This window comes from Serratia sp. L9 (assembly GCF_050632285.1).
Lineage (GTDB): Bacteria > Pseudomonadota > Gammaproteobacteria > Enterobacterales > Enterobacteriaceae > Chania.
In genome coordinates this window covers 2,904,537-2,919,391 of the sequence record NZ_CP192591.1, presented here as the reverse complement: position 1 = coordinate 2,919,391, position 14,855 = coordinate 2,904,537, and the positions used below count along the sequence as shown (strand labels likewise).

The 14,855-nt window shown below is 51.4% G+C and carries 13 protein-coding genes; 3 read left to right on the top strand and 10 right to left on the bottom strand.

Annotated elements, in window-relative coordinates; genetic code table 11:
- Window positions 1-113 precede the first annotated feature (113 nt).
- Window positions 114-569, bottom strand: coding sequence for a terminus macrodomain insulation protein YfbV (gene yfbV / locus ACQ86O_RS13805; protein ID WP_431221598.1), 456 nt, complete (start codon window positions 567-569; stop codon window positions 114-116).
- A 417-nt stretch (window positions 570-986) separates the two neighbouring features.
- Between yfbV and ackA the strand changes: the two genes are divergently transcribed.
- Window positions 987-2,189, top strand: a complete 1,203-nt coding sequence (gene ackA / locus ACQ86O_RS13800; RefSeq protein WP_431221597.1) for an acetate kinase — start codon at window positions 987-989, stop codon at window positions 2,187-2,189.
- 99 nt (window positions 2,190-2,288) lie between these two features.
- The gene (gene pta / locus ACQ86O_RS13795; protein WP_431221596.1) at window positions 2,289-4,451 is read left to right on the top strand and encodes a phosphate acetyltransferase; all 2,163 of its coding nucleotides are present in this window, start codon (window positions 2,289-2,291) and stop codon (window positions 4,449-4,451) included.
- 107 nt (window positions 4,452-4,558) lie between these two features.
- Here pta and ACQ86O_RS13790 read toward each other — a convergent pair whose 3' ends face one another.
- The 6 genes from ACQ86O_RS13790 to ACQ86O_RS13765 form a co-directional block, all read right to left on the bottom strand.
- Window positions 4,559-5,086: a fimbrial protein gene (locus ACQ86O_RS13790; RefSeq protein ID WP_431221595.1), complete on the bottom strand. Its 528-nt coding sequence runs from the start codon at window positions 5,084-5,086 to the stop codon at window positions 4,559-4,561.
- A gap of 887 nt (window positions 5,087-5,973) precedes the next feature.
- Complete coding sequence (locus ACQ86O_RS13785) at window positions 5,974-6,936, bottom strand: transketolase family protein (protein WP_431221594.1); 963 nt, start codon at window positions 6,934-6,936, stop codon at window positions 5,974-5,976.
- A complete protein-coding gene (locus ACQ86O_RS13780; protein ID WP_431221593.1) occupies window positions 6,929-7,774 on the bottom strand; it encodes a transketolase in 846 nt (281 codons plus the stop codon). Before ACQ86O_RS13780 ends, ACQ86O_RS13785 begins: the two co-directional genes overlap by 8 nt.
- 14 nt (window positions 7,775-7,788) lie before the next feature.
- Entirely contained in the window at window positions 7,789-9,168 is a 1,380-nt protein-coding gene (locus ACQ86O_RS13775) for a PTS ascorbate transporter subunit IIC (protein WP_431221592.1), read from the bottom strand.
- Window positions 9,169-9,191: 23 nt separating this feature from the next.
- Window positions 9,192-9,473 (bottom strand): PTS sugar transporter subunit IIB, encoded by a 282-nt coding sequence (locus ACQ86O_RS13770; RefSeq protein ID WP_431221591.1) that lies wholly within the window; start codon window positions 9,471-9,473, stop codon window positions 9,192-9,194.
- A 96-nt stretch (window positions 9,474-9,569) separates the two neighbouring features.
- Entirely contained in the window at window positions 9,570-10,013 is a 444-nt protein-coding gene (locus ACQ86O_RS13765; RefSeq protein ID WP_431225728.1) for a PTS sugar transporter subunit IIA, read from the bottom strand.
- A gap of 352 nt (window positions 10,014-10,365) precedes the next feature.
- Between ACQ86O_RS13765 and ACQ86O_RS13760 the strand changes: the two genes are divergently transcribed.
- Complete coding sequence (locus ACQ86O_RS13760) at window positions 10,366-11,385, top strand: LacI family DNA-binding transcriptional regulator (protein ID WP_431221590.1); 1,020 nt, start codon at window positions 10,366-10,368, stop codon at window positions 11,383-11,385.
- Between the two features lie 79 nt (window positions 11,386-11,464).
- Here the strand turns inward: ACQ86O_RS13760 and ACQ86O_RS13755 are convergent, their stop codons facing one another.
- The 3 genes from ACQ86O_RS13755 to ACQ86O_RS13745 form a co-directional block, all read right to left on the bottom strand.
- Complete coding sequence (locus ACQ86O_RS13755) at window positions 11,465-12,160, bottom strand: oligogalacturonate-specific porin KdgM family protein (protein WP_431221589.1); 696 nt, start codon at window positions 12,158-12,160, stop codon at window positions 11,465-11,467.
- A 256-nt stretch (window positions 12,161-12,416) separates the two neighbouring features.
- Window positions 12,417-13,706, bottom strand: coding sequence for an ABC transporter substrate-binding protein (locus ACQ86O_RS13750; protein ID WP_431221588.1), 1,290 nt, complete (start codon window positions 13,704-13,706; stop codon window positions 12,417-12,419).
- A gap of 15 nt (window positions 13,707-13,721) precedes the next feature.
- A complete protein-coding gene (locus ACQ86O_RS13745; RefSeq protein ID WP_431221587.1) occupies window positions 13,722-14,849 on the bottom strand; it encodes an ABC transporter ATP-binding protein in 1,128 nt (375 codons plus the stop codon).
- Between the last annotated feature and the right edge of the window lie 6 nt (window positions 14,850-14,855).

Genomic DNA, 14,855 nt, shown 5'->3' with positions numbered 1-14,855 from the left:
TTCAAGCTGCTGTGTTGTTACCTGCCCTAACCAGTGACGCTCATGATGGTTAAGCCAATAGCTTGAAAAGGTAGAGGGAATGGCAGGCCGGTAAGATACCGGCCTGAGGACACTCAGAGATCGTCCAGGAAGGTTTTATCCAACTGCTTGAAGGCACGTTTCAGCACGTCCGCCAAGGCCTGATAGGTTGGCGTGCCTTCAACTGGAGCCACCGCCTGCCCGGCTTCGGCCAGCTTGTTACGCACATCCTGGAACCACTGTAACAAGGTAGGCGGTAACGGGGTGACTGAACGGCGGCCCAGCCACCACAGGCCCTGCATGGGTAAACTGCAGGCAAAAAGCGCCGTGGCTATCGCCGGACCAAGCTGCCCACCGAGGGCAATCTGCCAGGTCAGGGTAAATATCGCCAATGGGGGCATAAAGCGAACGGCAAAGCGGGTAGCGCGCGCAACGCGGTTCTCAGGGAAAATCGGCGCCAGTCGTTTGTCCAAAGGCCAGGTTTTCATGTAATGCTGCCCGCGCTGGAAAATCTGAAACCAGCTTACGGAACCGGATGGTTTGCTCGTCATCGCATACCTCAACTTCACGTATGAAAAATAAAATAATCTTACAAACACACTAACAAAAAAGTTGAAGCTTTAAATTTATTTTGTGTTTGCTGCAGGCTATCGGTATCCTAAGCCGGCCTTGTGGCCGGTAGAAGATGACATAAGATCCGTCAACTTTTAGCCCTGTTCTCTTTTTTGCCTGCAAGTTGCAGCCTGTTGGGTTGCCACTTGGATCCGTCAGGGAACCCACAAGCAAAATTACTTAAACCGCCGAGCAATCAACGGTTTTTTCACCATTGTGTCCTTTGTTTAACTGACATGATGTTAATCATAAATGTCAACGGCATTATGCGCTACGCTTGTTGTTTGATTGACGATTTATTCACCATGTGTTTTGGGTCTTCCATATACCAACACGAACTATTAATAGGTACTTCCATGTCGAGTAAGCTAGTACTGGTCCTTAACTGCGGCAGTTCTTCTCTGAAATTCGCCATCATCGATGCTATCAACGGTGAAGAATATCTCTCAGGTCTGGCCGAATGCTTCCATCTTCCTGAAGCCCGTATCAAATGGAAAATGGATGGCGCGAAACAAGAAGCGGCACTGGGTGCCGGTGCTGCGCACAGCGAAGCACTGAACTTCATTGTTAATACTATTCTGGCACAAAAACCAGAGCTTTCTGCTCAGTTGACCTCTATCGGTCACCGCATCGTTCACGGTGGCGAAAAGTTCACGGCTTCTGCCGTGATCAACGACGAAGTGCTGCAGGGTATCAAAGATTCGGTGCCTTTTGCACCACTGCATAACCCGGCTCACCTGATCGGTATTGCTGAGGCATTGAAATCCTTCCCGAATCTGGCTGATAAAAACGTTGCTGTCTTCGATACCGCGTTCCATCAGACTATGCCGGAAGAATCTTACCTGTATGCCCTGCCATACAATCTGTACCGCGACCACGGCATTCGCCGCTACGGCGCACACGGCACCAGCCACTTCTACGTAACGCAGGAAGCGGCGAAGATGCTGAACAAGCCGGTAGAAGAGGTGAACGTCATTACCTGTCACCTGGGTAACGGCGGGTCCGTCACTGCGGTTCGCAACGGCAAATGTGTTGATACGTCGATGGGCCTGACCCCGCTGGAAGGCCTGGTGATGGGCACCCGTAGTGGTGACATCGATCCAGCCATCATCTTCCATCTGCACGATGCGATGGGCATGAGCGTTGACCAGATCAACAAGATGCTGACCAAAGAATCTGGCCTGCTGGGCCTGACCGAAGTCACCAGCGATTGCCGTTACGTTGAAGACAACTATGCCACCAAGGCTGATGCCAAGCGTGCAATGGATGTGTTCTGCCACCGTCTGGCCAAGTACATCGGTGCATACAGCGCCCTGATGGAAGGCCGCCTGGACGCGGTTATCTTCACCGGCGGTATCGGTGAGAACGCAGCGATGGTTCGTGAACTGACACTGGACAAACTGGGCCTGCTGGGCTTTGAGATCGACCACGATCGCAACATGGCAGCCCGTTTCGGCAAATCTGGCAACATCACCAAAGATGGCAGCCGCCTGGCGCTGGTGATCCCGACCAACGAAGAGTTGGTCATCGCGCAAGACGCTTGCCGTCTGACCGCTTAATGCTCTCCACACCGTCAGCCAAGGCTGGCGGTGTTGTTTCAGAGCCAGTCTTTGTCTGCGCACCCGTTGCAGGCGAAAAACCGTGAAGAGGACTATTCTGTGTCACGTACAATTATGTTGATCCCCACCGGCACCAGCGTCGGCCTGACCAGCGTCAGCCTGGGTGTCATCCGCTCCATGGAGCAGAAAGGCGTTCGTCTGAGCGTATTTAAACCTATTGCCCAACCTCGTTCCGGCGGCGATTCTCTCGACCAGACCACCACCATTATCCGCAGCAGCAACACCGCCATTACGGCGGCTGAACCGTTGCGTATGAGCTACGTTGAAGGCCTGTTAAGCTCTAACCAGCAAGACGTGCTGATGGAAGAGATCGTGGCGCGTTACCACGAGAACACCAAAGACGCGGAAGTGGTTTTGATTGAGGGCCTGGTGCCAACCCGCAAACATCAGTTTGCCAACTCATTGAACTATGAGATCGCCAAGACGCTGAACGCCGAAATCGTTTTTGTGCTGGCACTGGGTAACGATTCTCCAGCGCAGTTGAAAGAGCGTATCGAACTGGCGCGTACCAGCTTCGGCGGCAGTAAGAACAAAAACATTACCGGCGTGATCATCAACAAATTGAACGCTCCGGTGGACGATCAGGGCCGTACTCGCCCCGACCTGTCTGAAATCTTTGATGACTCCACCAAGGCCAGCGTGACCAACGTCGATCCAGCGCAACTGTTTGCCAACAGCCCGCTGCCGGTGTTGGGCTGCATACCTTGGAGCTTCGATCTGATCGCGACCCGTGCCATCGATATGGCCCGCCACCTGAAGGCGCGAGTGGTCAACGAAGGCGACATCATGACCCGCCGTGTGAAATCCGTGACCTTCTGTGCGCGCAGCATTCCGCACATGCTGGAACATTTCCGCCCAGGTTCCCTGCTGGTCACTTCCGCCGACCGTCCAGACGTGCTGGTTTCAGCCTGCCTGGCGGCGATGAACGGCGTGGAGATTGGTGCCCTGCTGCTGACCGGTGGCTACGAGATCGACGCATCAATCAACAAGCTGTGTGAGCGTGCATTTGAAACCGGCCTGCCGGTGTTTATGGTCGACACCAACACCTGGCAGACCTCGCTGAGCCTGCAGAGCTTCAACCTTGAAGTGCCTTCAGACGACCATCAGCGCATCGAGAAAGTGCAAAACTATGTGGCAAGCCACATCAACACCGAATGGATCGATTCCCTGACCGCCACTTCCGAGCGCTCACGCCGTCTGTCCCCACCGGCATTCCGTTATGAGTTGACCGAGCTGGCACGCAAAGCTGGCAAACGCATCGTCCTGCCGGAAGGCGATGAACCGCGCACCGTCAAAGCGGCAGCTATCTGTGCCGAACGCGGCATCGCAGAATGCGTGCTGTTGGGCAACCCGGAAGAGATTAAACGTGTTGCCGCGGCACAGGGCGTTGAGCTGGGCCAGGGCATCGACATCGTCGATCCGGTTGCTGTGCGTGAACTCTATGTACCGCGCCTGGTTGAGCTGCGCAAGAGCAAAGGGATGACCGAAGTGGTAGCCCGCGAACAGCTGGAAGACAACGTGGTTCTCGGCACTCTGATGCTGGAGAAAGGCGAAGTTGACGGGCTGGTTTCCGGTGCGGTTCACACCACCGCCAATACCATCCGCCCACCGCTGCAGTTGATCAAAACCGCACCGGGTAGCTCTTTGGTTTCCTCGGTATTCTTCATGCTGTTGCCGGATCAGGTTCTGGTTTATGGCGACTGTGCGATCAACCCGGATCCAACCGCAGAGCAACTGTCTGAAATCGCTATTCAGTCTGCCGATTCCGCAGCCGCATTCGGTATCGAGCCGCGTGTGGCGATGATCTCCTACTCTACCGGTGATTCCGGTGCGGGTAGCGACGTTGAGAAAGTGCGTGAGGCAACCCGCCTGGCACAGGAAAAACGCCCGGACCTGATCATCGACGGCCCACTGCAGTATGACGCCGCAATCATGGCGGATGTCGCCAAGTCGAAAGCGCCTAATTCACCGGTTGCAGGTAAAGCCACCGTGTTCATCTTCCCGGATCTGAACACCGGTAATACCACCTACAAAGCGGTGCAACGTTCTGCCGATCTGGTGTCCATCGGGCCAATGCTGCAAGGCATGCGCAAGCCGGTGAACGATCTGTCCCGTGGTGCTCTGGTTGACGATATCGTTTATACCGTAGCACTGACGGCGATCCAGTCTGCTCAAGCTGACGCCCAGGCAGCCAAGGCCTGATGAAATGGAGCTACTGCGTCAGCAGTGGCTCTATCAGCGTCTGGTTAGCTCCAAAAAAAGCGGTCCGAATTTTCGGGCCGCTTTTGTATTTATAACAACGTTAGTGATTACTGATAGCTGATGTCAAAGGTCGCAACAGAGTTTGCCGGGCCTGGGGTGACATTACTTTGTGTGGAAACATAACGCGCCACGAAGTCCAGATTGTTATCAACAACGCTAACTAACGGGTAAGCCTGAGAAGGTACACCCAGAGACATTACTGCCTGGGAAACATCAGAAATCTGAATGCCCACGCCGGTAGCCACATCAGTTTCCTGAGTGAGGGCCAGAACGCGGTTATCCCCATTTTCAGCATTACCGTTAAACGCCACGGTCGCTGCGCTAACTCCAGGAGGGCAATTTTTCAGTACCAAGGTGAATTTTTTGGCAGCCGCAGTGGCACCAACGGTTGGGAATGCCGTTTTAGCTACTTTGCCCAGATCAACTTGCGCTGGATTACTCATGTTGTTAACGACCTGGCAAGCGTCAGTAGTGAGCTCCCCTCTGAAGTTGACCTTACCATCTTCGGCCAGCACGTTAGCAGACAGACCTAACCCCATAGCAACCAAGGTAGTGACACACAAAATCTTTTTCACTATTAGAAACTCCATATTCTATAGATACAAATTGCCTTATACACGGTTGATGCTATTTTACTTGCAGCATCGGACAAGCCAAATCACGCCCTGCAAAATCATTAATTTCAAAACACCTGGCGTACGCATTGGAATTAAAGATCGGGAATACTACTTGTCATAATGGAAAGATGCTGTTTTAACACAGACAAAAATCAGCCAATAGAAACAGCAATACCTGTTCAAGGTACAGTGTTGGCTGCCAAGCTCCATTAATTAATTCCGTTGTATTTTAGTTAAATAGGTTTCAATGTAAAGAACAAAATAGCAAAACCAGTTTTCAAGCCAGGGTATCATTTAATCCGCTTTACAACCCAGAGAATCAGGCAAGAATGAGCCAACTTCATGTTATTGTATTTAAAGGATTTTAATGAAAAATCGCAAGCGGAAGCAAGAAATATCCTTTATTAATCATCAGATGAAATCATTAAGCTTATTATTCAAACAGTAGCAAAGATTAATAGAGGGATAATATATTTGGCGTTAGCAACCCACCAGCAAACACCGCAGGATAATTCAAATATATTGTCGATTCCTTAAACTGAAATTACTGCGGTGCCACGATTGATTGAGTATTTGCCAGAGAGGGAGCGCTATTCTATATCAACCCCTTGGCTCGGTATTTTCTTATAAAAATCCCGCAATAATCCCGGAACATAAAAGCAGCGACCAATACGCGTCACAGAAAGTGGGTTGTTGAAAGCTTTATCGTTAGGATTTCTTATTTTGCAGCAATGCGACTGCCGGATGCCAGGCTCCGGTCCACTTGTCGCCGGGCGGGAAGAATCACGCTGATTGAGAACACCGGAAATGAACACCCAGGGGGCGGTATGCTCCCTGGGTTTGGCCTATTGAGCGGCAAGCAACTGCTTTGCTGCCGCCAGAATATGTTCCGCTGTCAGGCCATATTCCTGCTGCAAGAACTCCTGAGTACCCACTTGGCCATAGCGTTCCTTCACCCCGACTCGGCGCATCGGGACCGGGTATTCCTCCACCAGCACCTCTGCCACGGCCGAGCCAAGGCCATTATGGACGCTGTGATTTTCACAGGTGACAATCCGGCCGGTTTTGGCGGCATAGGCTTTGATGATGTCACGATCGATTGGCTTGAGAGTGAACATATCAATCACTGCGGCGCTGATACCCTCCCGTTCCAGCATCTGCGCCGCACTTAACGCTTCGGCCACCATGATGCCATTGGCAATCAGCGTGATATCGTTGCCATCACGCAGCAGATTGGCCTTGCCGATAGTAAAACGGGAACCGTCCTGATAAATGCGCGTAGCCTGTTTACGAATAGTCCGCACCCAGTAGAACCCTTTCAATTCCACCAACTGCTGCAAAATGTCCTGAAACATGGTGGCGTCGGTCACCTCCAGCACCACCGAGTGGGCCAGACCACGCACGATCCCCATGTCTTCAAACGACATATGTGTGCCACCGTTATGGCAGGCACTGACGCCCGCATCGGAGGCGATCACCTTGACGTTGTTACGCTGATAATCCAGCGACATAAACAGTTGGTCAAAGCAACGGCGGCTGGCAAAGGCGGTAAAGGTATGCACAAAAGGCACACGCCCGGTGAGTGACAGGCCAGCAGAGACGCCAATCACGTTGGCCTCCATGATGCCGCAGTTAATCACGTGTTGCGGATAATCCCGGTGTACGCCATCCATCGCCATAGAACTCATCAGATCGGCTTCCAGTGCGATCACCGGTTTACCGGCCTCAACCTGCTGGCGGATCATACCGGCATAGACCTTACGCATTTCTATGGCGTCTTTTTCCAACTGTGTTACCACGTTAAACATAAGCGGCCTCCAGACTGGCAATGGCTTTTTCGATTTCTGCCTGAACATCCGGCGTTAAACGCAGGTGGTGCGAGTTTTTCAGATTCTCCAGATATGCCACCCCCTGCCCTTTGATGCTATCGAGAATAACCACCAGCGGCCGCTGTTCTCCGCTGCGTTGTGGTAATACCGCATCGCGGATCGCGGCGATGTCATCCCCCCGAACCTCTTGCACGTCAAAGCCAAAAGCACTGAACTTGGCGGCCAGATCGAAAGGTTTGATCACTTCATCAAGCGTGCCATCCAACTGCTGTTTGTTGTAATCAATAAACAGCGTCAGGTTATGCAGGTTGTGGTGGGCGATAAACTGGAATGCTTCCCAACATTGCCCTTCATTAAGCTCGCCATCCCCCAGAATGCAGAACACCCGGTTACGCCGCCCCGCCAGTTGATGTGACAGCGCCATACCGGCAGCGATGGATACGCCCTGTCCGAGCGAGCCAGTCGTGGCATCGACTCCACGGGTTCGCAACCGATCCGGATGGCTTGGCAAGCGGGTGCCGTTCTGGTTCAGCGTCTGCAACTGATCTTGTGGAAAATAGCCTTTGATCGCCAAAGTGCTATACAGCGCTGGGCCAGCGTGGCCTTTCGACAGTACGAAGTAATCACGCTCCGGCCAATCGGGATCTGCCGGATCGATACGCATCACTTCGCCATACAGCACTGCCAGCGTTTCCACCACCGACATACAACCGCCGTAGTGGCCAAATCCGAGCCCGGTCAGCGCTTTCAGCGTTTCCAGGCGGATCGCCCGGGCCAATGCCCGCAGTTCCCCTATCTCTGTTGTTACATTATTCATCAAACTCTCCTCGCTTATTTCTCTGCGCTATCGGTAGCCGGAGCACTTTTGCGTTTGCCCAGAAAGTTGTGCGCGACCAGCAGCGCAAAGATGGCGACGATCACCACCATGATCATTTCTTTCGTCAGGAAGCGCGCCATATTGCCCAGCACAATGCCAATCACGCCAAAGTCCGCATCGGAGAAAGTGGTATTGGCAAAACCAAGAGCGCCTAGCACTGGCAGCAACAAGACAGGCAGGAAAGTGATCAGCAGGCCGTTGGCAAAGGCGCCCAGCATGGCCCCACGACGGCCTCCGGTGGCATTACCGAAAACGCCAGCGGTAGCGCCGGTAAAGAAGTGCGGTACCACGCCCGGCAGGATCAGCACCATTTTCATTTGCCCCAGCAGGAACAGACCGACCAGCCCACCGAGGAAGCTGAACAGAAAACCAATCAGTACTGCGTTAGGGGCGTAGGGATAGACCACCGGGCAGTCCAGTGCCGGGCGGGCATTTGGCACCAGTTTTTCAGAAAAACCGGTAAAAGCAGGCACGATCTCCGCCAGGATCAGGCGTACCCCTTGCAGGATGATGAACACCCCCGCAGCGAAAGTGATCGCCTGTATAATGGAATAGACCAGATAGTTCTGCCCACCGCTAAGCTGGCTTTCCACGTAGTCCTGACCGGCACAGACGGCCAGGATCAGGTAGATGACAATCATGGTCATCGAGATAGAAATGGAGCTGTCGCGCAGGAAGCTGAGGTTCTTAGGCAGGTTCATCTCTTCAGTGGAACGTGAATTTTTCCCTACGCGGGAACCGATCCAGCCGGAAAGCACGTAACCCAAAGTCCCGAAATGCCCAAAGGCGATGTCATCATTGCCGGTAATGCGACGCATATAACGCTGAGCAATTGCCGGGAAGAACGCCATCACCAGACCCAAGGTTAGCGCGCCGGTGAACACCAGTTGTACACCTTCAAAACCGGCTACCGTAAGGATGATGCCGATCATACAGGCCATGTAAAAAGTATGGTGGCCAGTGAGGAAGATGTATTTCAAGCGGGTAAAGCGCGCCACCACAATGTTGGCCACCATACCAAAAGCCATGATAAGCGCCGTGGAAGCCCCGTATTTCTCCAGTGCGATCGACACGATCGCTTCGTTATTGGGGATAATGCCCTGAATATTGAAAGCATGCTCAAACATGCCGCCCAATGGATTCAGCGAACCCACCAATACCGAGGCGCCGCCCCCCAGCACAATAAAGCCAAGAATGGTTTTAACCGTGCCCTTTACTACATCGGAAAACGATTTCTTCTGCGCCAGCAAACCAATCAAGGCAATAACACCCACCAGAACGGCTGGCACTTTCAATATATCAACCACAAATTTAAGCGTTTCCTGGATAAACATATCCACCTCGCCATCTGGTCTGATTAAATAAGGGAGTGAGCTTCAAAGTAAGCACGCAGCTTGGCTTCAAGTTCATTAATATCGATGATATTACTGATTACTACCAACTGATTGTCTGGTACGCTGGCGCTATTGGCAATATCCTTTGCCATCACAAAAATATCTGCGGCACCCGGCGTTGCGGAAGAAAGATCGGAGTGTTCAACCTCCGCCTCAATATTCATTTTCTTCAGCACTTTTTTAATGTTCATTTCCACCATAAAACTGCTGCCCAGCCCAGAACCACAAATAGCCATGATTTTCATTATTATCACCTATTGGATTTTACTTATAGAGGAGCGTCACCCGATATTTATCAGATGCTGAGTATCAACCTGGAAATCGAATAAAACCGTCAGACTTTAATAGTTGGAAATAATATCCTCGATTTGCTGTTTATTTTCTGCCTGGAACAATCTCTCCATGGCTTCGCTGTCTGAAAATAATTCTGCCAACTGCGATATCAATTCGATATGGCTGCTGCTGTCCGTGGCAGAGAGCAACACCACCACGAACACCGGATCATTATCTTCAGAATGAAAATGCACACCCTGGTTAATTTTCAATAATGAAAGACCCAGAGCTTTGGCCCCCTCCTCCGGCCTGGCATGCGGCATGGCGATACCGGGTGCCAAAACAAAATACGGCCCCAGGGCCTGATGCTGGCGAAATATCGCCTTCAGGTAATCGTCGGTAATAATACCGCGCTGCAACAGCGGCTGAGCACTCAGCGTCACCGCGGCCTGCCAGTCAGCGACGCGATCACACAGTTGTATATGATCGGCGTTTAGCCAGTCGTTGAGCATGACTTCCTCCTGTTCTTTATTTTTCAAACCACTGTAGCCGCGGCCCGATTCGTGAAATTCACGCCCTCCACTTGCCGGGCTCTGCGTCTTAAACCGGCGATGCTAAAACTTTAATCAACGCCAAGCGGTTCAACTGTGATTGATATCACAAAGATAGCGCTACCAAAGTTCTATCATCCAGATCTGTGATAGCGCTATCAAAACCGCCAGACCTGATGTCAGCGTCACAGTTTTTTTATCCCTCCCCCAAGGAACGGGGTAGAATGTATGGCAAAGCGGAGCAGTGACCCCTGCAAGGGGTTTCAGTCCATTAGCTCATTTATGCGCAAGGCGCATTTCAGCAGGATTAGTAATGTCGATCGGTAAAAAACGACGCAGTACCGGCCGGGTCACGCTGGCTGACGTAGCCCAATTGGCAGGGGTGGGTTCCATGACCGTTTCACGGGCGCTGCGGACACCTGAACAGGTTTCGGACAAGCTGAGAGAAAAGATCGAGGCGGCAGTCAGTGAATTGGGGTATCTGCCCAATCTGGCAGCCAGCTCTCTGGCCTCAGCGTCTTCTTATACCGTTGCCATGGTGGTGCCTAGCTTCTCGGAATCCGGCTGTGCGGAGATGTTTGCCGGATTACAGCGGGTATTGCAACCGGCGGGATACCAGATCATGTTGGCCGAATCCCAGCATCATCTTGAGCGGGAAGAACAATTGCTGGAAACCCTGCTCTCTTACAACCTGGCCGCCGCCGTGCTGTTAAGCGTGGAGCATTCGCAAAATACCCGCCAGGCATTAAAAGCAGCCAATATTCCGGTGGTGGAGATCGGGGCAATACGCGCTGATCCAATCGACATGAACATTGGTATTGATTACGTCGCTGCCATGTACCAACTGACACAAACGGTGATTGCCAGCGGTTACCAGAACATTGGTCTGCTGTGCGCCAATCAGGAACAGTGGATTTTCCAACAGCATTTACAGGGTTGGCACAAGGCGTTATTGCGCAATCATATGTCTCCGCACAGGGTCATTAATGCCGCAGAACCCGCCAGTTTCAGCACCGGGGCCCAGCAACTGCCGGAGTTTCTCTTGGCGTGGCCGGAGCTTGATGCCCTGGTCTGTGCCTCTGATGAGTTGGCCTGCGGTGCGTTGTATGAATGCCAGCGGCGCCGGATCAAAGTACCGGATCAGTTAGCGGTGGTGGGTTTTGGCAATAGCGAAGTCAGCCAGGTCTGCCAACCCCCGCTGACCACCATGACCGTGCCACACAAAGAGATTGGCATTCAGGCAGGTAAAGCGCTGTTAGCCCGCATGAATGAAGAGGATTGGCAACCTGAAGGTTCTATACCCTCGGCGCTGTGTCGGCGCAGTAGCTGTTAAGGCCTGGCCGAAAGACCGGGAACCCACCTGATGCGTTATCGCTTCCAAGCGGAATTCCCGGCCGCCCAACAAAGCGTGATTACCAGCTGTAGGCAACCCCGACACGATAACGTGTCTGGCGATTGTCGTTATGGCTATCCTGCTTGACGTTACCTACCTGGATATAAGGCTTCCAGTTTTTATCCCATTTATAGGCCAGCTTGACATCATGCTCGTAATCCGTTTTGCCATCATCAAAGATGATCTTGTTACTGTGTTTATAAACGTAGTTATATTCGATCTGCCAATCATTGAGGAAATTATAACCTATCCAAAAATCACCACGGTTGGTTTTTTCATCACCCTCAGAACCTTTCGAGGTGGTTCTTTTATATTCGTAGCGGTATCGGGCCGCCACATAAACATCTTTGGTTAAATTATATTGCGTACGTAAGAAAGGCCGATAGCCATTATTATTGCTGTTGGATTCTATTGAGAACCCAGGTTGTAAATTGAATACGTCATTTACTTTATACTGATAGCTCGCAACCGCTTCAGTACCATTACTGACATGCTCATGGAAAGGTTTATCCGGCGTAGAGTCTGAAGAATCCTGCTTCCATTTCGCTTCCAGAGAGAAACCAAACCCATTGGCAAAGCGGTGGGAAACCAACATACGGTTCTTATGATCACCCTTGGCGGTATCCATCATTTCATGTCGTAAATCAACAGACATTGCCATTGCGCTAAAGTTAACTGCAGAAGCTATCACCAGAGTTAGTAATTTTAATTTCATTATTCCTACCCTTATTTTTTAATTTAAAATCGACATCCACCCTTGAATAAAGGGCCCTAGAGGTATTTAAAATGCTTACAACTCAAACACAGGCGAAGTAAATCCACCCCTGTAAATAGGTATTGTTTATTTATTCTATTGATGATGAATATTATTGGCACTGCAAAACCAAAAGATGAATATTTAATTCGCAGTGGCCATTCTATATTTATCTCAGGTTATTCCCCGCCATATAATGACGGGGATATTACATGCCTTATCTCATCGCACGCTTGAGAATACGATCGCCCTGCCGTTGGAAATCTTCCGCGGCTTCTTTTACCGTTTTCTTGCCGTAATCGATGGTCTGAATCGCATCCTGGAACAGTACCACGATCTGCGGGTCGTCAAAGTACGGCACGGCATTGATGGTATGCGGCAATGACAGCGCCAGATTCAGGCCGGAAACCGCCGGATCGCTGTCCTGGATCACCCCATTGGCGCGCAGTTGGCTTACGGCGGCTTTACTCAGCGGCACACCACGCTCCAGTTTCAGCGCATCAATCCCTTCTTTGCTGTTTAGCAGGAAGTTAATCAACATGGCCGCTTCTTTCGGATGCTTGCTGCTTTTACCAATTGAGAACATCTGCGAAGGCTTGAAGAACAGCCCGGCATCCGTCGCACCTTCCAGCATCGGATAATGGCCCAGGTCCAGCTTGGCCGGTGGCTTCAAGTTGTCAGAATATTTGTTAATTGTGGAGTTCCACATGTAGGTTCCGGCCCATTCACCGGCGATCCACGGCTTCATCTCATACATATTGCTTTTGCCGAAGGAGGCATAGTATTTGGATGAAGGCATGACATGGCTGTCTACCATATCCTTGTACATCTGGAAGAATTCGACCCATTGTTCTGGGGTATAACCAAACTTCTTCTGCTCTTCATTGATCATATCAACGTTGTGTTTTTGGATCATATAAGAGCGTAACAGCGCGAACGTATCCTGATGTTCGAGCACAACCGGGTAGTATTTTTCACCCAGTTTCTCATTAAAAGTCTTGCCAGCCGCCAGCAGTTCATCCCAGTTTTTAGGGTAATCGACACCGGCGTTCTTCCAGGTGATATCATTAAAATAGAAAACGCGAGCGGTGACGGAAATCGGGATCCCGTTCAGTTTGCCGTTGACCGTGGTGGTCTGCAGTTCCTTCGGATCAAACTGGGTCAGATCCAGATACTCACTCACCTTGTTCAAATCGTAGAAACCACCCCCGTCTTTGGAAAAGATCGGCAGCCAGTTCCAGTTGGTCTGCATCACATCGGGTTCGGTACCACCGGCAATCTGCGTCGTCAGGCGCGAAAGGTGACCATCCCAGCCGGTATATTCCGATTTAACCCTGATATTCGGGTTCTGTTTCTGGAATTCTTCAATCGCTTTCAGCGTTACCTGATGACGGCCATTACCTCCCCACCAGGACATGCGCAGATCGACCTGCTCGGCAGCCACGGACTGGTAGGCAAACATTGACAGGGAAGCAGCTATCAGGGTGCGCAATACTATTTTTTTCATTAGTTAAAGCTCCTGTTATAGAGAGATATTTTTTTCAGTTTTCGCGTCAAAGATGTGGCATTTATTCATGTCAAACTTGAAGTAAACCGGACGATGCAGACCATTATTGAGAATAGGTTTCACATCATCGGACGGAATACGGCAGGTCAGTTCAAAGTCATTAACCTTGAGGTAGACAAAGAATTCATGGCCCATGTTTTCCACGCGGACTAACTCGCCCTGGGAGTGGTTCCCTTCAAAAGGTGATTCTGAAATGCTGATAAACTCTGGACGAACGCCAAAGAACACCTCTTCACCCACAAAGCTGGCAACTTTATCCTGCTGATCCTGGTTCAGGGTTAAGGTGTAATTGCCAACCGTCAGGCCCACCTGGCCGTCTTTCTCCACCAGCTTGCTCGGTTTGATGTTCATTTCTGGTGCGCCGATAAACCCGGCGACGAACATGTTTTTCGGGAAGTGATACAGATTGTCTGGCGTATCAACCTGCATGATGTGGCCTAGCTTCATCACACAGATACGGTCGCCCATGGTCATGGCTTCGGTCTGATCGTGGGTAACATAGACGGTTGTCGCGGGTTTGCCGCTCTTCTTAAGCTGCTTGTGCAAATCGGAGATACGAATACGCATGGAGGCACGCAGCTTGGCATCCAGGTTGGACAGTGGCTCGTCAAACAGGAACACATCCGGCTTTTTCACGATGGCACGGCCAACGGCAACACGCTGTGCCTGCCCACCGGAGAGCTGGCGCGGCAAGCGATCCAGTAACTCGCCCAGTTCCAGGATCTTGGCCGCTTCGTTGACCTGCTCTTCAATCTGCTCTTTAGGCAGCTTGCTCAGCTTCAGCCCAAAAGCCAGGTTCTCTTTCACCGTCATGTGCGGATACAAAGCATAGTTCTGGAACACCATGGCAATGCCACGGGATTTCGGGGCCAGATTGTTGACGACGCGATCGCCAATGCGCACTTCGCCACCACTGATGGTTTCAAGCCCGGCCAGCATCCGTAACGTGGTTGACTTGGCGCAACCGGAAGGGCCGACAATCACCATAAACTCGCCGTCGGCAATGGTCAGATTGATACCATGAACGGCCTTGTAACCGTTGCTGTAAACTTTCTGCAGATTATTAAATACGACTTCAGCCATGATAGA